This window comes from Blastococcus sp. TML/M2B, from assembly GCF_016612865.1.
Taxonomy (GTDB): domain Bacteria; phylum Actinomycetota; class Actinomycetes; order Mycobacteriales; family Geodermatophilaceae; genus Blastococcus.
Genome location: NZ_JAENZZ010000003.1, coordinates 198,071 through 215,301, shown reverse-complemented (window position 1 = coordinate 215,301; position 17,231 = coordinate 198,071). Strand labels below are relative to the sequence as shown.

General features: G+C 74.0%; 16 protein-coding genes and 1 pseudogene. 3 read left to right on the top strand and 14 right to left on the bottom strand.

The features are described 5' to 3' along the window. Positions 1-12 precede the first annotated feature (12 nt). The 8 genes and pseudogenes from ngg to JKP75_RS19460 form a co-directional block, all read right to left on the bottom strand. Positions 13-1,764: an N-acetylglutaminylglutamine synthetase gene (ngg, locus tag JKP75_RS19495; protein WP_200489853.1), complete on the bottom strand. Its 1,752-nt coding sequence runs from the start codon at positions 1,762-1,764 to the stop codon at positions 13-15. Next, positions 1,761-3,593 (bottom strand): N-acetylglutaminylglutamine amidotransferase, encoded by a 1,833-nt coding sequence (locus JKP75_RS19490; RefSeq protein ID WP_309230059.1) that lies wholly within the window; start codon positions 3,591-3,593, stop codon positions 1,761-1,763. The genes ngg and JKP75_RS19490 overlap by 4 nt, the downstream gene beginning before the upstream one ends. 93 nt (positions 3,594-3,686) lie before the next feature. Next, a complete protein-coding gene (locus JKP75_RS19485; protein ID WP_200489852.1) occupies positions 3,687-5,174 on the bottom strand; it encodes a S8 family serine peptidase in 1,488 nt (495 codons plus the stop codon). Positions 5,175-5,345: 171 nt separating this feature from the next. After that, positions 5,346-6,104 (bottom strand): ABC transporter ATP-binding protein, encoded by a 759-nt coding sequence (locus tag JKP75_RS19480; RefSeq protein WP_200489851.1) that lies wholly within the window; start codon positions 6,102-6,104, stop codon positions 5,346-5,348. After that, positions 6,101-7,111, bottom strand: a complete 1,011-nt coding sequence (locus JKP75_RS22195) for an iron chelate uptake ABC transporter family permease subunit (RefSeq protein ID WP_309230058.1) — start codon at positions 7,109-7,111, stop codon at positions 6,101-6,103. Before JKP75_RS22195 ends, JKP75_RS19480 begins: the two co-directional genes overlap by 4 nt. Beyond that, entirely contained in the window at positions 7,101-7,304 is a 204-nt protein-coding gene (locus JKP75_RS22190; RefSeq protein ID WP_200493434.1) for an iron chelate uptake ABC transporter family permease subunit, read from the bottom strand. Before JKP75_RS22190 ends, JKP75_RS22195 begins: the two co-directional genes overlap by 11 nt. A 61-nt stretch (positions 7,305-7,365) precedes the next feature. Next, positions 7,366-7,989: pseudogene (locus JKP75_RS24820) on the bottom strand (iron chelate uptake ABC transporter family permease subunit); the annotation flags it as partial. A 169-nt stretch (positions 7,990-8,158) separates the two neighbouring features. Continuing rightward, positions 8,159-9,175, bottom strand: a complete 1,017-nt coding sequence (locus JKP75_RS19460) for a siderophore ABC transporter substrate-binding protein (RefSeq protein WP_200489847.1) — start codon at positions 9,173-9,175, stop codon at positions 8,159-8,161. A 187-nt stretch (positions 9,176-9,362) separates the two neighbouring features. On the opposite strand from JKP75_RS19460, the gene JKP75_RS19455 reads away from it, so the two are divergent. Then, on the top strand, positions 9,363-9,725 hold the full coding sequence (locus JKP75_RS19455) for a hypothetical protein (RefSeq protein ID WP_200489846.1): 363 nt from the start codon (positions 9,363-9,365) through the stop codon (positions 9,723-9,725). 110 nt (positions 9,726-9,835) lie between these two features. Beyond that, the gene (locus JKP75_RS19450; RefSeq protein WP_242473648.1) at positions 9,836-10,153 is read left to right on the top strand and encodes a hypothetical protein; all 318 of its coding nucleotides are present in this window, start codon (positions 9,836-9,838) and stop codon (positions 10,151-10,153) included. 32 nt (positions 10,154-10,185) lie between these two features. Here JKP75_RS19450 and JKP75_RS19445 read toward each other — a convergent pair whose 3' ends face one another. The 3 genes from JKP75_RS19445 to JKP75_RS19435 form a co-directional block, all read right to left on the bottom strand. Continuing rightward, on the bottom strand, positions 10,186-10,902 hold the full coding sequence (locus JKP75_RS19445; protein ID WP_200489844.1) for a hypothetical protein: 717 nt from the start codon (positions 10,900-10,902) through the stop codon (positions 10,186-10,188). Between the two features lie 67 nt (positions 10,903-10,969). Continuing rightward, positions 10,970-11,479 carry a flavin reductase family protein gene (locus JKP75_RS19440; RefSeq protein ID WP_309230057.1) on the bottom strand — a complete coding sequence of 170 codons (510 nt, stop codon included), beginning with the start codon at positions 11,477-11,479 and terminating at the stop codon, positions 10,970-10,972. After that, positions 11,476-12,411, bottom strand: coding sequence for a hydroxymethylglutaryl-CoA lyase (locus tag JKP75_RS19435; RefSeq protein WP_200489843.1), 936 nt, complete (start codon positions 12,409-12,411; stop codon positions 11,476-11,478). The genes JKP75_RS19440 and JKP75_RS19435 overlap by 4 nt, the downstream gene beginning before the upstream one ends. Positions 12,412-12,555: 144 nt before the next feature. Between JKP75_RS19435 and JKP75_RS19430 the strand changes: the two genes are divergently transcribed. Then, positions 12,556-13,464 (top strand): sensor domain-containing diguanylate cyclase, encoded by a 909-nt coding sequence (locus tag JKP75_RS19430; protein ID WP_200493421.1) that lies wholly within the window; start codon positions 12,556-12,558, stop codon positions 13,462-13,464. A gap of 4 nt (positions 13,465-13,468) precedes the next feature. Here the strand turns inward: JKP75_RS19430 and JKP75_RS19425 are convergent, their stop codons facing one another. The 3 genes from JKP75_RS19425 to JKP75_RS19415 are packed head-to-tail and all read right to left on the bottom strand — an operon-like array spanning position 13,469 to position 17,156. After that, complete coding sequence (locus tag JKP75_RS19425; RefSeq protein WP_200489842.1) at positions 13,469-14,200, bottom strand: hypothetical protein; 732 nt, start codon at positions 14,198-14,200, stop codon at positions 13,469-13,471. A 23-nt stretch (positions 14,201-14,223) separates the two neighbouring features. Continuing rightward, the gene (locus JKP75_RS19420) at positions 14,224-16,470 is read right to left on the bottom strand and encodes an MMPL family transporter (protein WP_200493420.1); all 2,247 of its coding nucleotides are present in this window, start codon (positions 16,468-16,470) and stop codon (positions 14,224-14,226) included. Then, positions 16,470-17,156 (bottom strand): TetR/AcrR family transcriptional regulator, encoded by a 687-nt coding sequence (locus tag JKP75_RS19415; RefSeq protein ID WP_200489840.1) that lies wholly within the window; start codon positions 17,154-17,156, stop codon positions 16,470-16,472. The genes JKP75_RS19420 and JKP75_RS19415 overlap by 1 nt, the downstream gene beginning before the upstream one ends. Positions 17,157-17,231: the final 75 nt, after the last annotated feature.

The window sequence follows — 17,231 nt, the reverse complement described above, 5'->3', positions numbered from 1 at the left end:
CAGCGACGGGCGTCAGCGGCGGCGGGTCTCGGGGAACAGCAGGTCCACGAACCTCGCCGCCGTCGGCTGCGGCTCGTGGTTGGCCAGGCCCGGGCGCTCGTTGGCCTCGATGAAGACGTAGTCCCGCCCGGCGACGTCGGGCACCAGGAAGTCGATGCCGGTCACCGGGATGCCCAGCGCCTCGGCGGCGCGGACGGCGGCGGCGGCGACCTCCGGGTGCAGCTGGTCGGTGACGTCGTCGATCGTGCCGCCGGTGTGCAGGTTCGCCGTGCGCCGCACCTGAATGCGCTCCCCGTTCGGGGGGACGTCGTCCATCCCGTACCCGGCCGCCGCGACCACCTCGGTGGTCGTGGCGTCCAGCGGGATGCGCGACTCACCGCCCGTTGCCCGCTCGCGCCGGCGGCTGGTGGCCCGAATCAGCTCGGTGACCGTGCTGCGGCCGTCGCCGATGACCTCGGCGGGACGGCGGACGGCGGCCGCCACGACCGCCCGGTCGATGACCAGCACCCGCAGGTCCTGGCCGGGCACGAGCTCCTCGACCAGGACGTCGGGGCAGAACTGCAGGGCGTGGTCGACGGCGCGGCGCAGCGCCTCCTCGTCCTCCACCCCGACGGTGATCCCGCGGCCCTGCTCGCCCCGCGCCGGCTTGACGACGACGGCGCCCACGTCGGCCACCAGGGCCAGCGCGTCGTCCAGCTCGCCGTCGCAGGCCAGCGCGCCGCGGGCGACGCGCACACCGGCGCGCTCCATGATCCGGCGGGTCACCCGCTTGTCGTCGCAGCGGCTCATCGCCACCGCGGTGGTGAACTCCGACAGCGACTCACGGGTGACGACGGTCCGCCCGCCGACCGACAGCCGCAGCTCGCCCCACTCGGCGTCGGTCACCTCGACGCGGATGCCGCGGCGCAGCGCCTCCTCGGCGATGATCAGCGCGTACGGGTTGAGCTCCTCCAGGCCCGGGGGCCGGGCGGCGAACAGCGGCGTGTTGATCGGGTTCTTGCGCTTGACGCAGACCGCGGAGACCCGCGAGAAGCCGAGCTTGCGGTAGAGCCGGATCGCGGCCTCGTTGTCGTGCATGACCGAGAGGTCCAGGTAAGCGCGGCTGCGGCCGACGTACCGCTCGGCGAGCACCCGCACCAGCGCCTCGCCGGTGCCGGGCGGGGCATCCTGGTTGTGGACGGCGAGGCACCACAGGCTGGTGCCGGCCTCGGGGTCGTCGAAGGCCAGGGCGTGGTCGACGCCGGTGACCGTGCCTATGACGCGGCCGGTGCGCTGGTCCTCGGCGACCAGGTACGTGAAGGCGCGGGTCCGGTGGTTGGACCACATGACGTCGGACTCCCCGACGACCATGCCGTTGAGCGCGTAGATCTCGTTGATCGCGTCCATGTCCGCGCGGGAGGTCGCAGTCCGGACGAAGACGTCGCGGATCAGCTCGGGGCGCGGCCGGTAGCGGTGCAGGTCCAGCCGGTAGGTGTAGCTCGGGTCGATGAACAGCTCGTCGGGGGCGAGTCCGACCAGCACGTGCGGGTCCCGCGGGTAGATGCAGATGTCCCGCTCGCCGCTCTCCTCCGCGCGCAGGGCGTCGACGATGCCGCGCAGGTCGCCGAAGGTCTGCCCCATCACGAGCCGGCCCCAGCCCATGTCGAGGACGACGTCGGCCCGCATGCCCTGGCGCTGGTGCTCCGAGGGCTCGCGCCACGACCGGTCGGTCATGGGCGGGGTGCTGACCGGGGTGCGGCGCCGGTGGCCGGCGAGGCGGGTCATGCCGGACACCTCAGACCACGTGGCTCTGCAGCCACAGCTCGAGCAGGCCCAGCTGGCCAGAGCTTGTTGCCGCGCAGCGGGGTCAGTTCCCCGTTGGGGTCGGCGAGCAGCTCGCGGACGTACTCGTCGCGGAACAGGCCGCGGTCGCGGGCCGCGTCGCTGGTGAGCGCGTCGCGGACCAGGCCGAGCACCTTGCCCTCGAGGTGGGTGATCGAGGGGACCGGGAAGTAGCCCTTGGGCCGGTCGATGACCTCCGGCGGGATGATCCGGCGGCCGATCGCCTTGAGCACGCCCTTGCCGCCGTCGGCCAGCTTGAGCTCCGGCGGGCACAACGCCGCCAGCTCCACCAGGTCGTGGTCCAGGAAGGGCACCCGGGCCTCCAGGCCCCAGGCCATGGACATGTTGTCGACGCGCTTGACCGGGTCGTCGACCAGCATGATCTCGCTGTCCAGCCGCAGCGCGGCGTCCACCGCCGTCTCCGCCCCGGCCGCCTCCATGTGCGCGCGCACGAAGGCCAGGCTCGGGTCCTCGGCCAGGGCGTACCGGTCGGAGACGACGCCGCGCATCTGCGCGTGGTCGCGGTCGAAGAAGGCCTTCGCGTAAGTCTGCACGGCCTGCTCGCGGCCGACACCGGCCAGCGGCGGGTACCAGTGGTAGCCGGCGAAGACCTCGTCGGCCCCCTGCCCGGACTGCACCACCTTGATCGTCTGGGACACCCGCTCGCTGAGCAGGTCGAAGGCGACGACGTCGTGGCTGACCATCGGCTCGGCCATCGCGCCGATGGCGTGGCCCAGCGCGCCGGCGAGCTCGTCGGCGCCCACGCGGATGCGGTGGTGGTCGGTGCCGAAGTGCTCGGCGATGACGTCGGAGTAGGCGAACTCGTCGCCCTCGTGCCCGCCGACTGACTCGAAGCCGATCGAGTAGGTGGCCAGGCCCGTCTGCCCCTCCTGCGCGAGCAGGCCGACGATCAGGCTGGAGTCCAGGCCACCGGAGAGCAGCACGCCCACCGGGATGTCGGCGACCAGGCGCCGGCGCACGGCCACCCGGAGCGCCTCCTCGATGGCGTCCTCCCAGTCGCGGGCGGACCAGGTCGCGTGCTCGGCGCGGCGCTCGTAGGTGGCGTTCCAGTAGCGGCGTTCGGTGCTCGTCCCGTCGGCCTCGATGATCCGCAGCGTCGCCGGCGGGAGCTTGCGGACGCCGTTGAGGATGGTCCGCGGCGCCGGGACGACGGCGTGCCAGGTCAGGTAGTGGTGCAGCGCGACCGGGTCGATGCTCGTGTCGACGTCCCCGGCCTTGAGCAGCGCCGGCAGCGTGGAGGCGAACCGCAGCCGCTTGCCCGGCGTCTCGGCCAGGTAGAGCGGCTTGATGCCCAGCCGGTCGCGGGCCATGACCACGCGGCCGGTGTCCCGCTCGGCGATGACGAACGCGAACATGCCGTGCAGGTGCGAGACGACGTCGGGGCCCCAGTGGTGGTAGCCCTTGAGGATCACCTCGGTGTCGCTGTGCGAGAAGAAGCGGTAGCCGTGGCCCTCGAGCTCGGCCCGCAGCTCCTGGTAGTCGTAGATGCAGCCGTTGAAGACGGCGGTCAGGCCGAGCTCGTTGTCGACCATCGGCTGCGAGCCGCAGGTGGAGAGGTCGATGACCGACAGCCGGCGGTGCCCGAACGCGACCCGGCCGTTGCTCCACGAACCCTGGCCGTCCGGTCCGCGCGGGACCAGCGCCTCCACCATGCGTGCGACGGCGGTCGTGTCCGCCGTCGTTCCGTCGAAGGTGATCTCTCCGCACAGGCCGCACATGCAGAACGATCTAACCCGCTCGGCGCCCTTCACGCCCCTCCGAGAGCAAGATCACGCGACCGTTCCACGTGGAACACCCCCGGGGCGGAAATGGCCATCTCCGCCCCTGGGGTTTTCCCGGCGAGTTCAGCTCCCGGTCAGGCGGGCGACGGCGGCGACGACGTCGACCAGGCCGGCGCCCTTGTCGTAGGAGGTGGTGCGGCCACCGACCGACACGTAGGGCGCGCCGTCGCCGAAGCGGTGCGCGGTGCCGGTGAGGGCCGCCTCGATCTCGGCGGGCGTGGCCGTCGGGTCGGCCTGGAAGAGCTGGGCGACGATGCCGGCGATGTGCGGAGCGGCCATCGACGTCCCGCTGATCGTGTTGAACGTGCCCAGGTCGAGCAGGCCGGGCCCGTTGCGGAAGTCCAGGCCGGTGGCGCAGATCGGCAGGTAGGGCCGGCAGGCCGAGGTGATCGTGTCGCCAGGGGCCGAGAGGTCGGGCCAGGTGGAGGGGTCGGCGGCCGCGCCGCGGGAGGAGAACTCGCTGACGGCGCCGTCCTGGGTGCCGGTCTCCTGGTCGGAGTAGGAGGCGACCGAGAGGATGCCGCCGGTCGGGTCCTGGCCGGGCGGGTTGGTGAGCGAGGCCGAGCCGTCGCCGCCGTCGTTGCCCGCGGCCCAGACCGTGACCACGCCCTCGGCGGCCAGCGCTCGCTGCAGCTTGACGGTCGCGGAGTTCGGGTCGAACGCGCCACCGCCGGTCGGGCCGTAGCTGTTGTTGGTCACCTTGATCGGCGGGCACACCTCGGGGGAGACGCCCGCGCCGCACGGCGCCTCGTGGTTCTCCAGCACCCAGTTCAGCGCGGAGTCGGCGCCCACGATGAGCAGCACCGCGCCGGTGGAGATGCTGACCAGGCTCGCGCCGGGGGCGGCGCCCTGCAGCCGCGCGCCGTCCGACAGCGTCGTCGGCCGGCCGGCCACGATGCCGCTCACGTGCGTGCCGTGCCCGCCGAGGGAGAGCGTGTCGGTGTCCAGCACGGTCGGCACCGGGACGACGCAGTCCGTCGTCGGCGTCGCCTCGACCAGGCACAGGCTCTTCAGGCTGGCGACGACGGCGCTGCTGCCGTCGGGGTCGCGGAGGTAGGGGTGGTTCGAGTCGACGCCGGAGTCGATGACCGCGACCGAGACGCCGCTGCCGTCGAGCGGGCTACCGTCGGCGCCGGTCAGCGTGGCCACGGCCTCGGCGCCGCGGGTGGCGGTGTTCGAGGTCTCCTGCGCGAACTCGATCGGGGCGTTGCCCTCGAGGTAGGTGACGCCGGGCTGCCGGCGGGCCTGCTCCACGCGGTCGGCGGTGCCGGAGGCCACGACTACGCCGATCTTCTCGAACTCGGTGACCGGGACCAGGCCGGAAGCCTCGACCGCCGAGCGCGCGGCGGCGATGTCGGTGCCGTGCACCAGCACCGTCGTCGGGACCCCGGCGGCGAGGCCGGCGAGCTGGTCGGCCAGGAAGTCCTGGACCGGTGCCAGTGCCTCGGGGGGCGCGGCCGAGGCCGACGGCGCCGTCAGCGCGGCGACGACGACCGCCCCGCTCAGGGCACCGGCGAGGCGGCGGGGGAGACGGCGGGACGAGCGGCGCATGGGCCCTCCAGGCGGGAGCACGACGGTGTGCGCCCTGTCCCAACGACGCCGTCGCCGCGCGGTTACCCCGGCGCCCCGACGTCGTCCTCCCTCACCGGAGCGCGTCCTCCCTCGTGGTGCACCGTGGGGGAGGAGGCGCTGGGATCAGGTTCCCTGATCCCAGCGCGGGGGTCAGCCGTAGTAGAGGGCGACCGGCTTGCCGTCGATCTCGCGCACGTCGACCGGGGTGTCGTAGACCGCGCCGAGCACCTCGGGGCGCATGACCTCGCGGGCGGGGGCGTCGGCCACCACCGCTCCGTCGCGCATCGCGACGATCCGGTCGGCGTAGGTCGCGGCGAAGTTGATGTCGTGCAGCACGATGACCACCCGCTTGCCGAGCTCGTCGGCCATGCGCCGGATGAGCCGCATGATCTCGGTCATGTGCCGCAGGTCCAGGTTGTTCAGCGGCTCGTCGAGCAGCACGTAGCGGGTGTCCTGGGCCAGCACCATCGCGATGAACGCCCGCTGCCGCTGGCCGCCGGAGAGCTCGTCGAGGAACCGGTCCCGGTAGGCGCCGAGGTCGAGGTAGTCGATCGCCCGCTCGATGTGCTCGCGGTCGTGCACGGTCAGCCGGCCCCGCGAGTGCGGGAAGCGGCCGAACTCGACCAGGTCGTGCACGGTGAGCCGGGCGGCGACGTGGTTGTCCTGGCGCAGCACCGCCAGCGTCGTCGCCAGCCGGCTGGACGGCGTCGTCGCCACGTCCTGCCCGTCGACGGTCACCCGGCCGGCGTCCGGGGCGAGCAGCCGGCCGACCAGGGAGAACAGCGTCGACTTCCCGGCGCCGTTGGGGCCGATCAGCGCCGTCACCCCCTCCTCGCCGAAGGCGAGCGAGACGTCGTCGACGACCGTCGTGCTGCCGTAGCGCTTCGTGACGTGCTCGAGCGCGATCACCGCGCCCCCTTCCGCAGGACGAGGTACAGGAAGAACAGCCCACCGGCGAAGTCGATGACGGTGGAGAGGGTGCCGCCGTAGCCGAGCAGCCGCTCGAGGACGAGCTGGCCGCCGAGCAGGCAGACCATGCCGAGCAGCACCGCCGTCGGCAGGGTCCAGACGTGCCGGAAGGAGCCGGCGTAGGAGTAGGCCAGGTTGGCCACGATTAGGCCGAAGAACAGGATCGGCCCGACCAGCGCCGTCGACGCCGCGATCATCACCGAGACGGCGGCGAACAGGACCATGACGACGCGGCGGTGGTCCACGCCCAGTCCGACGGCCGTCGGCTCGCCGAGGGTGAGCACGTCGAGGGTGCGCCGCAGCGGCACGACCGCGGCGCAACCCACCGCGACGAGGACGGCGCTCAGCGCCAGCAGCGTCTCGTCCGGCCGGGTCAGCGAGGCGAACATCGCATCGGAGAGCACCTGGAAGTCCAGCGGGTCCAGCATCCGCTGCATCCACTCGGTGAAGGCGCGGAAGAACGTGCCCAGCACGATGCCCACCAGCAGCATCAGGTGGATCGAGCGGCGCTTGCCCCCGAACAGCCAGGTGAACAGCAGCACGCTGAACGCCACCATGACCGCGACCTGGGTGAGCCAGAGCGTGAGCTCGTCGAACGCCAGGAACGCCGCGGACCCGGAGAAGAAGACGATCACCGTGGAGATCAGCACGTAGAAGGCGTCGAAGCCCATGATCGACGGCGTCAGGATGCGGTTCTGCGTGATGGTGTGGAAGACGACGGTCGAGACGCCGACCGCCGTCGAGACGACCAGCATCGCCAGCACCGTGCGGCTGCGGTGCTCCAGGGCGAAGGACAGCGAGCCCGGGACGTCGGTGAACAGGTAGGCGCCGACCAGCGCGAGGACGACGGCGGCCAGCACGGCGAGCCGGACGGCGGGCCGCGCCCAGGCGCCGGCGAGCCGGGCGGGCGCGGGCGGGCGCGCCGGGGCGGTCGGGTCAGCGAGCACGGCTCCCCCTCCGCAGCAGCAGCCAGAGGAACAGCACGGCGCCGACGACGCCGACCACCACCGACAGCGGGATCTCGTAGGGCATGCGGACGACGCGGGCGACGAGGTCGCAGGCCAGCACCAGCAGGGCACCGAGGCCGGCGACCCACGGGATGGCGCGGCGCACGTTGTCGCCGATGATCAGGCTGACCACGTTGGGGACCACCAAGGCCGAGGAACGGGATCATGCCCGCGGTGACCAGCACCGCCGCGGTGATGACCGCGACCACCACCATGCCGATGGCGACCACCCGCCGGTAGTCCAGGCCGAGGTTGGTGGCGAACTCCTCGCCCAGGCCGATGACGCTGAACCGGTCGGCGGCGATCCAGGCGACGACGACCATCGCCCCGGCGATCCACAGGAACTCGTAGCGGCCCTGCATGACCGTGGCGAAGCTGCCCTGGGACCACTGGCCCAGCGACTGCAGCAGGTCCAGCCGGTAGGCGACGAACGTGGTGACCGCGGCGACGACGCCGCCGAGCATGATCCCGACCAGCGGCACCAGCACCAGCTGGCGCACCGGCACGACGCGGACCACCCGCAGGAACACCCAGGTGCCGACCAGGCCGAAGACGGCGGCGACGCCCATCTTCCCGACGACGGCCAGGCCCGGGAAGAACACGATCGTGACGAGCATGCCGAGGGTGGCGAACTCGCTGACCCCGGTGGTGCCCGGCTCCACGAACTTGTTGCGCACGAGCATCTGCATGATCAGCCCGGCGATGCCGAGCGAGGCACCGACGAGGAGCACCGCCAGGGTGCGCGGGATGCGGCTGGCGACGAGCAGGAAGGCCGCGTGGCCGTCGGTGTCCCCGCGGAGCACCGACAGCGGCGTCACGTCGGAGACCCCGACGAACAGGCTGAGGACGGCGAGGACGGCGAGCAGCACGCCGACGAGCACCCCCACCCACGTGCGGCGGGGCCGCAGGCGGGGGAGGGTGCTCGTCAGGGGGCGGTCGAGCACGGTCACGTCGGTCAGCGACGGCGCCGGGGGGGCACCGGCCCGGTCATCCGGCGATCTGCAGGACGTCGTCGATCATGATCTTCGTGGTGTCGATGCCGCCGAAGACCACGTACCAGGCGACCGGGTCCAGGTAGACGATCTGGCCGGCCTGCGCCGCCTTGGTCTGCTTCACGATCTCGTTGTCCAGCACGGCCTCGGCCGCCTGCGCGCCGGCCTCACCGGTGGCGGCGTCGCGGTCGACGACCCACAGGTGGTCAGGGTTGGTCTCGAGCAGGAACTCGAAGGAGACCGGCTCGCCGTGGGTGGCGGCCTTGATGTCGTCGACCACCGGCTGCACGCCGAACGCGTCGTAGATGAGCCCACCGCGGGCGCCGCGGGCGTCGGTGCCCTCGCCCGCCGGCGCCATGGCGCTCAGCTGACCGCCGGAGACCATGAGGCCCAGGCCGGTGCCTGCGTCGGCGGTGACGGCGCGCGCCTCCTCGAGGCCGTCGGCGATCTCGGCGATCGCGGCCGCCGCCTCGTCCTCGGCGCCGAGGACCTCCCCGAGGAAGGTGGCGTTGCGCTCGAGGTTCTCCAGGTACGTGCCGCGCAGGCTGAGGTCGACCGTCGGGGCGATCTCGCTGAGCTCGTCGTAGAGCGCCGACGAGCGGCCGCCGATGACGATGAGGTCGGGCTGCTGCGCCTCGACCTCGATGAGGTCGGCCTCGAAGAGCGTGCCGGCGTTGAACGCGTCGTCGGCCAGGTACTTCTCGAGGTAGTCCGGCACGGAGTCCAGGGGTGCCCCGGCGACCTCGCCGCCGAGGGCACCGATGGTGTCCAGGCTGGCCATGTCGAAGACGACGATGCTCTCCGGATTCTTCCGGACCTCGACGGTGGTCTCCTCGAGCTCGGGGTCGGCGTCCTCGTCGGCGGCGTTGACGTTCCGGTCCCAGGTGAAGGAGACGGTGCCCGCGTCGTCGGCGGCGGTCCCGGCAGCGGCGTCCTCCCCGCAGGCGGAGAGCGCCAGGACGGCGGCCAGGGGGAGGGCGAGGGCCGCGAGCGGCCGGACGGCGGTGCGCATCGTGCTCCTGTCGGGAGTGAGGGTAGGTATGCCTAAGTAAGCCGCGCCTAACCTGCCACACCCTTTCCGGATGCCCGGCAGGGGGGTCGGCCGCCCGGTCGCCCCGGACATGTCCTCGGTGCACCGCTGAGCGACGCTCCGCCCGCCCCTGCGCGGGGCGGGCGGAGCCGCGCGGGAGGATGAGCGGGTGCAGCTCCCCCTCGTCGTCGCGATCACCGTCGTGGCGACGCTGCTGGTGGTGGCCGGGCTGGCCTCGACGCTCGCCCGCCGGCGCACCGGCCTGGTGCACCTGGTGCTGGCCGGCGTCCTCGAGGCGCTGCTGCTCCTGCAGGCCGGAGCCGCGCTGCTCGCGATGGACGGCGACACCCCCGCCGACCCCCCGACCTTCCTCGGCTACCTCTCCGGCGCGGTGCTCATCCCGGTCGCCGGAGTGCTGTGGGCCCGCTCCGAGGTGAGCCGCTGGGCGGGCACCGTGCTCGCCGTCGCGGGCGCCTCGGTCGGTGTCATGGTGTGGCGGCTGCTCGAGCTCTGGGAGGCGACGGGTGCCTGACGACCGCGCGCTGGGGGCGCCCGCCGAGGCGGGCTCCGGATCCGGCGCGGCCCGCGTGCTCGTGGCGCTGTACGCCGTCTTCGCGCTCGCCGCGAGGGGCCCGGGCCGCCGTGCAGCTGGCGACCCGCTTCGACGAGGCCCCGCTGGCCTACCTGCTGTCCGCGCTGGCCGCGGTGATCTACCTCGTCGCGACCGTGGCGCTGGCGCGCGGGCCGCGGGGGCGCCGGGTGGCGCTGGTCGCGATCAGCATCGAGCTGGTCGGGGTGCTGGTCGTGGGCACGCTGTCGCTGGCCGACGCGGCGGCGTTCCCGGACGAGACGGTGTGGTCGGGCTACGGCCGTGGCTACCTGTTCATCCCGCTGGTGCTGCCGGTGCTCGGCCTGTGGCTGCTGCTCCGGCGCCGGGCGGCGGGCCCGGCGGGGCACTGAGTCCAGGAGGCTCGAGCCGGCAGGCGCGCAGCTCAGAAGTCGCCACCCCCGAAATCGCCACCCCCGAAGTCGCCACCTCCGAAGTCCCCTCCGTAGTCGCCGCCCGCGTGGTCGCCGCCGTAGTCGCCGGAGTCCGCGCCGTCCTGGTAGCCCTCCGCGTAGGCCTCCTCGTCGCCACCGCCGAACAGGCCGCCGTCGCCCAGGCCGGTGTCGAACAGCGCGTCGGCGACCGCGGAGCCGATGACCAGGCCCCCGATGGTGCCGAGCAGGCTGCCGCCGATCATGCCGCCCATGCCCATCCCGCCGCCGTACCCGTAGCCGGGGCGCCCGCCGTAGCCACCGCCGTAGCCGGGCTGGGCGCCATAGCCGGGGCCGTAGCCGCCGAGCGCCCGCTCGAGCGTGCCGGGCTGCCGCATCTCCGCGCGGGTGGCCACCCGCGCGAGGGTCTCGACGTCGTCGGTGCGCGGGCGCTCGGCGGCCGGGGTGACTGCGGCCAGCTGGGCGAGCACCTGCTGGCGCTGGTCGGTGGTGAGCTGGGCGAACGCCTCCGCGTGCGCCTGCTCGATCTGCTCGGGCGGCGCGGTGCGCAGCAGGTAGCGGTAGCGGGCGACGGCCTGCTCGTCCGGCAGCGGCTGCCCGTCGGGTTGACGGGCGTAGCGGCCCGGGGCCCGGTCCGGGTGCCCCGGGGCCCCGTACGGCGCGGCGTGCTGCTGCGGGCGGCGGCCGAAGAGCCGGTCGAGCAGTCCCATGGCGGTCCCTCCTCGCGGTGTCCGCCCCCAGCGGTGCCCGCCGGGCCGCCCCGTCACACCCGCGGGGTCAGCCCTCCGGGCGGTGCAGCAGCCCGTAGGAGCCGCGGTGGAACAGCAGCGGGCGCCGGTCGGCGGAGGCGCCGAGGTCGAGCACGCGGGCGACGACGATGGTGTGGTCCCCGCCGTCGTACTCCGCCCACAGCTCGCCGTCGATCCAGGCGACGACGTCGTCCAGGACCGGTGCGCCGTGCGGGCTCGCCGTCCACGGCACCCCGGCGAACTTGTCGGCACCGGAGCGGGCGAAGTTCTGCGAGACGTCGTCCTGCCCCTCGGCCAGCACGTTGATGCAGAACCGGCCGAGGGTGCGCAGCTGCGCCCAGGTCCGCGAGGAGCGGGCGGGGGCGAACGCGACCAGCGGCGGGTCCAGCGACAGCGAGCTGAACGACTGGCAGGTGAAGCCGATCGGGCCCTCGGCGGTGACCGCGGTGAGCACGGTGACGCCGGAGGCGAAGTGGCCCAGGACGTCGCGCATCACCCGCGGGTCGACGATCCGCTGCGGCTCGCCGGCGGCGCTCACGGGGCGTCCGCGGTGCGCGGCACGGAGCGCCCGCCCGCGCGGTACAGCGAACTGGGCAGCTCGTGCCCGACGGCGCGCTCGGTCGCGGCGGCCGCCACCAGCAGCGCGTCGAGGTCCAGCCCGGTGCGGACGCCGGACTCCTCCAGCATGTAGACCAGCTCCTCGGTGGCGATGTTGCCGCTGGCCCCCGGCGCGAACGGGCAGCCACCGAGCCCGCCGATGGAGGCGTCCAGCTGGGTCACCCCGGCCTGCACCGCGGCCAGCGCGTTGGCCTGACCGGTGCCGCGGGTGTCGTGGAAGTGCACGCCCACCGGGATCCCCGGGCAGGCGCGGCGGACGGCGTCCAGCATCTGGACGACGCGCAGCGGGGTCGTCGTCCCGATGGTGTCGCCCAGGCACAGCTGGTCGGCGCCGGCGGTGACGGCGGCGCGGGCGACGTCGACGGTGCGGGCGATCGGGGTCCGCCCGTCGAAGGGGCAGTCCCAGGCGGTGGCGATGATGACCTCGAGCGAGCCGCCGGCGCCGTGCGCGAGCCCGGCGATCTCGCCGACGGCGGCGACCGCCTCGGCGGTGGAGCGGCCGGCGTTGGCCCGGCTGTGCCCGTCGGCGGCCGACACCACGTACTCGAGGTCGGCGACGCCGGCGTCGACCGACCGGACGGCGCCGCGCGGGTTGGCGACCAGCGCCGACCAGTGCACACCCGGCCAGCGGTCCAGCTCGGCGGCGACCCGGTCGGCGTCGGCCAGCGCGGGCACGGCCTTGGGCGAGACGAACGACGTCACCTCGATCCGGCGGACGCCGGTGGCGACGAGCGCGTCGAGCATCTCCAGCTTGGCGTCGAGCGGGACGGGCGCCTCGAGCTGGAGGCCGTCGCGCATGCCCACCTCGCGGACGTCGACCTCCGCGGGCAGGACCAGGTCGAACTCGTGCACTGCTGCCTCCTGATGTGACCCCCCGTGCATCCTGCACCCGTCCGTGGTCCCCCGATGAGGCGACCCGGAACGGTTCCGTGACGCCTGCCGTGCCTTTCGCCCAACCCGTCGCGCAAGATGGGTGTCCGTGTCGGAGGTGGGGATGTGATCGAGGTGGTGGACGCCCTGCCCCCTGCCGACCGCCGAAGCGCCTTCGCCAACGCCCCGATGGGGGTCGCGCTGACCACCCCCGAGGGCGTGCTGGTCGACGTGAACCCGGCGCTCTGCGCGCTGCTGGAGCGCGGCGCCGAGGAGCTGCACGGCACGTCGTTGCTCGACCTCATCCACCCCGACGGGGCCCCGGCGGCCCGGGCCGCGCACGCCCACCTGCTGGGCGACCGCGGCCGCCCGCTGCGGCACGAGACCCGGCTGGTCCGGGGCGACGGCGCCGTCGTCCCCGTGCAGCTCACCGCCTCCTGGGTGGAGGAGACGCCGGAGGGCCAGCCCGCGCACCTCGTGGTGATCCTCGAGGACATCACCGAGCGCAAGGCGCTCGAGGCCCAGCTGGTGCACCGCTCGCTGCACGACCCGCTCACCGGGCTGCCCAACCGGCTGCTGTTCCAGGACCGGCTGTGGCACGCCCTCGAGCGCGGTCACCGCGAGCGCACGCCCACCTGCGTGCTGATCATGGACCTCGACGGCTTCAAGGCGATCAACGACGAGCTGGGCCACCCCATGGGCGACCTCGTGCTCGAGGCGTTCGCCGACCGGATGCGCTCGGTGCTGCGGGCCAGCGACACCGCCGCCCGGCTCGGCGGCGACGAGTTCAGCATCGTCTGCGAGAACACCGACCTCGCCGACGCCGAGGTGCTGGCCGGCCGGTTGCGCGCCGCGGTGACCGCTCCCCTGGAGCTCAGCGGCCAGGAGGTCGCCATCGGCCTCAGCATCGGGATCGGCTCCGCGCCCGGCGGCGAGGACCCGGGCCAGGTGCACGAGCGGGTGATCCGCTCCGCCGACGACGCGATGTACGCCGACAAGGCGCGCCGCCGCCGCGGGCGGCCGCGCTCGCGCTGAGCGCTCAGCGGCGCGACCGCACCCAGCCCACCGTGTGCTGCACCCGGGCCAGGATCGCGGTGACCACCGGCAGCGAGAACCCCAGCACGACGACGGCGACGACGGTGTCGGCGTCGTCCCCGTAGAGCGTGGCCGAGCCCAGCACGCCGATGACGAGCAGCGAGATCGCCGCGGCCAGGGCGGAGAAGAACAGCACGTCCGAGGACTTCCCGGACATCAGCTGCACGCCGCCGGTGATCAGCCCGGGTGCCACGACCAGGCCGGAGAAGATCAGCAGCAGGAACGCCGCCTCGTCCTGCCCCGAGGACAGCCCGATGAGGAAGCCGAGGGTCACCAGGATCGTCAGCCCCCCGGTGACGAAGCCGAGGACGGCGGCGGCCGTGGCCACGCTCGGGCGCCCCGGCCCGGCCGGCCAGGCAGGCACCCGGCCCGGCCAGGAGCCGTGGGGCTGGCCGTACCCGGGCGGCGGGTAGCCCTGGCCGTATCCCTGCGGGTAGCCGGGGCCGTACCCCGGGCCGTAGCCGGGCTGCTGCCCGTACCCCGGGGGCGGGCCGTACGGGGGCTGGCCGTACTGCTGGCCGTAGGGGTTCTGGCCGTACTGGTTCTGGCCGTACTGCTGGCCGTAGCCGGGGGGCGGGCCGTAGCCCGGCGCCCCGTACCCGGGCGGCGGGCCGTAGGACGGCGGCCCCGGGTAGTCCTCCGGAGACCCGTCCTGCTGCGACCCGTCGACGCTCATCCGGTCAGTGTGCCGGGTGGGCGTCAGCGCGACGCGGTGGCCGGCTCGCGCGTCGTCGTCGGCACCGGGCCGTCGGCCAGCGCCGCGCCCTCGACGTCGAGGTCGGGCAGCAGCCGGTCCAGCCAGGCGGGCAGCCACCACGCGGCCCGGCCCAGCAGCGCCAGGACGGCGGGGACCAGCGTCATGCGCACGAGGAAGGCGTCGACCAGGACGCCGACGGCGAGGCCGAACGCGATCGCCTTCACGGTGACGTCGTCGATGGTCACGAAGCTGGCGAACACCGAGAACATGATCAGCGCGGCGGCGACCACCACCCGCGACGCATGCCGGGCGCCGGTGACGACGGCGTCGCGCGGCGCGGCGCCGTGCACGAACTCCTCGCGCATCCGGGACACGAGGAAGACCTCGTAGTCCATGGCTAGGCCGAACAGGATCGCCATGAGCATGATCGGCAGGAAGCTGATCACCGGGCCCGTGGTCGGGACGCCGAGCGCGTCGGACAGCCAGCCCCACTGGAAGACCGCGACCACCGCGCCGAACGAGGCGGCCACCGAGAGCAGGAACCCGACGGTGGCCTTGATCGGCACGAGGACCGAGCGGAACACCAGCAGCAGCAGGACCAACGCCAGCCCGACGACGACCAGCGCGAACGGCAGCAGGGCCCCGGCCAGCCGGTCGGAGATGTCGATGGCGACGGCGGTCTGCCCGGTGACGGCGAGCTCGGCCCCCGTCCGCTCCTCCAGGTCGCCGGCCAGCGCGCGCAGCTCCGCGACGACGTCGTGGGTGGCCTCGTCCTGCGGGCCGGTCTCGGGGATGACGCTGACGATCGCCGCCGTCCCGCCGGGCAGCGGCGTGGGGGAGGCGAACCGGACGCCGTCCAGGCCGCCCTCGAACTCGCCCGGCGTCGCCGTCGGGGTGCCGGCGATGGCGCCGACGACGTCGCCGAGCGCGCCCTCCGCCGTCGCCGGGTCCAGCCCCTCGACCAGGACGACCAGGGGCCCGTTGACGCCGGGGCCGAAGAACTCGCTGACCAGGTCGTAGGCCTGCCGCTGCGGGGTGTCCTCGGCGGCCGCGGAGTTGTCCGGCAGCGCCAGCTCCAGCTGGGGGGCGGGCAGCGCCAGGACGAGCAGCCCGGCGAGCGCGGCGAGCACCGTGACCAGCGGCCGCCGGGTGATCAGCCGGGTCCAGCGGGCACCCATCGAGCCGCCGACGCCGCTGGACTCGCGGGCGTCGGCCTCCTCGCGGCGGGCCGCCCGGGAACCGGCCTTCGGGACCAGCCGCTCGCCGGCGAAGCCGAGCAGCGCCGGGAGCAGCGTGAGCGCAACCAGCACGGCGACCGCCACGGTCCCGGCGGCGCCGATGCCCATGACGGTGAGGAACGGGATCCCGACGACGGCCAGCCCGGAGAGCGCGATGATCACGGTCAGGCCGGCGAAGACGACCGCGGAGCCGGCGGTGCCGACGGCGCGGGCGGCGGACTCCAGCGGCGCCATGCCCCCGGCGAGCTGGGTGCGGTGCCGGGACAGGATGAACAGCGTGTAGTCGATGCCGACGGCCAGGCCGATCATCAGCGCCAGGGTGGGGGCGGTCGAGGAGAGCGTCACCAGGTTCGACGTGAGCAGCAGCCCGCCCATGCCGACGGCGATGCCGGTCAGCGCGATGCCGAGGTTCATGCCCGCGGCCAGCAGCGAGCCGAACGTGAGCACGAGGACCAGGACGGCGACCCCGACGCCGACGAACTCCAGCGGGCCCACCTCCACCCCGGTCGTGCCGAACGCGTCCCCGCCCACGGCGGTCTCCAGACCGGCCTCCTCGGCGGGCTCCGTCGTCGTCACCAGGGCGTCGAGCGCGTCGTCGGCCAGCAGCTCGGGGGAGACGTCGAACCGGACCTGCGCGAGCGCCGCCCGGCCGTCGGCGCTGAGCGAGAGGGTGTCGAAAGGGCTCAGCACGGTGCCGACCTGGTCCACCTCGGCGGCGGCGGCCAGCGTCTGCTCGATCGCGGCGGTGAAGGCCGGATCGGTGACCGCCTGCCCCTCGGGGGCGACGAACACCAGTTGCGCGCCGGCGCCGGCCGCCTCGGGGGAGAGCTCGTCGAGCCGGTCCAGCGCCTCCTGCGACTCCGAGCCCGGGATCGTGAACTGGTCGTCGAAGGCGCCGCCGACGGTGACCAGCAGGGTGACGACGAGGGCCACCAGCACGCCCCACGCCGTCGCGACCAGCCGTCGGTGCCGGAAGGACGCTGAGCCCAGGCGGGCGAGCAGGGTGGCCATCAGGGGTTCTCTCCCGGTCGGTCGGTCACGGCGCGCAGCAGGTGCAGCAGCGCGGTGCGTTCGAGGTCGGCGTCGGCGTGCGCCGCGTCGTCGGCGTGCGGTGCGTCGTCGGCGTGTGCTGCGTCGTCGGCGTCCGGTGCGCGGACGACGTCGCGCAGGGCGAGGCCGTCGTGCAGGGCGAGCAGGATCCGGGCGAGCCGGTCGGCGGGCAGCGTGAGGCGCAGGCCGGTGCGGCCGAGGGTGTCGTCGATGATCGCCGTCACCCGGGCCAGCAGGACCTCCTCGTGGGCGCGCAGCGCTCGGGCGGCCTCGGGGTGCCGGGCGGCGTGCAGCGCGAACTCGGCCTGCGCGAGCACCCAGTCGCGGTCGGCGCGGAAGGTGGACAGGCACCGCTCGACGGCCGCGGCGACCGGGTCGTCCTCGTGCTCGAGCCCGGCCAGCTGCTGCTCGACGTGTGCCAGCTCGCGCCCGGTCTCCCGGGCGAACAGGGCGGCGAACAGCTCGTCCTTGGTCCTGAAGCTCGAGTAGAAGGCGCCGCGGGTGAACCCGCCGCGGCGGCAGACGTCCTCGACGCTGGCCCCGGCGAAGCCCAGCTCGGCGAAGGTCTCCAGGGCGGCGTCCAGCAGCCGCTCGACGGTCTCGGCGCGGCGCCGCTTCGGCCGCGCCTCCACGATGTCGGTGCTCACGATGCACGAATGTATTGGATGCACGAGTGCATCGAGAGGTCGAGCCGGCCTGATGTGGCCGACGTCCCACCCCGT

Coding starts and splice junctions, on each gene's coding strand:
- ngg (WP_200489853.1), bottom strand. CDS start 1,764: ATGACCCGCCTCGCCGGCCACCGGCGCCGCACCCCGGTCAGCACCCCG.
- JKP75_RS19485 (WP_200489852.1), bottom strand. CDS start 5,174: ATGCGCCGCTCGTCCCGCCGTCTCCCCCGCCGCCTCGCCGGTGCCCTG.
- JKP75_RS19460 (WP_200489847.1), bottom strand. CDS start 9,175: ATGCGCACCGCCGTCCGGCCGCTCGCGGCCCTCGCCCTCCCCCTGGCC.
- JKP75_RS19445 (WP_200489844.1), bottom strand. CDS start 10,902: ATGGGACTGCTCGACCGGCTCTTCGGCCGCCGCCCGCAGCAGCACGCC.
- JKP75_RS19425 (WP_200489842.1), bottom strand. CDS start 14,200: ATGAGCGTCGACGGGTCGCAGCAGGACGGGTCTCCGGAGGACTACCCG.
- JKP75_RS19420 (WP_200493420.1), bottom strand. CDS start 16,470: ATGGCCACCCTGCTCGCCCGCCTGGGCTCAGCGTCCTTCCGGCACCGA.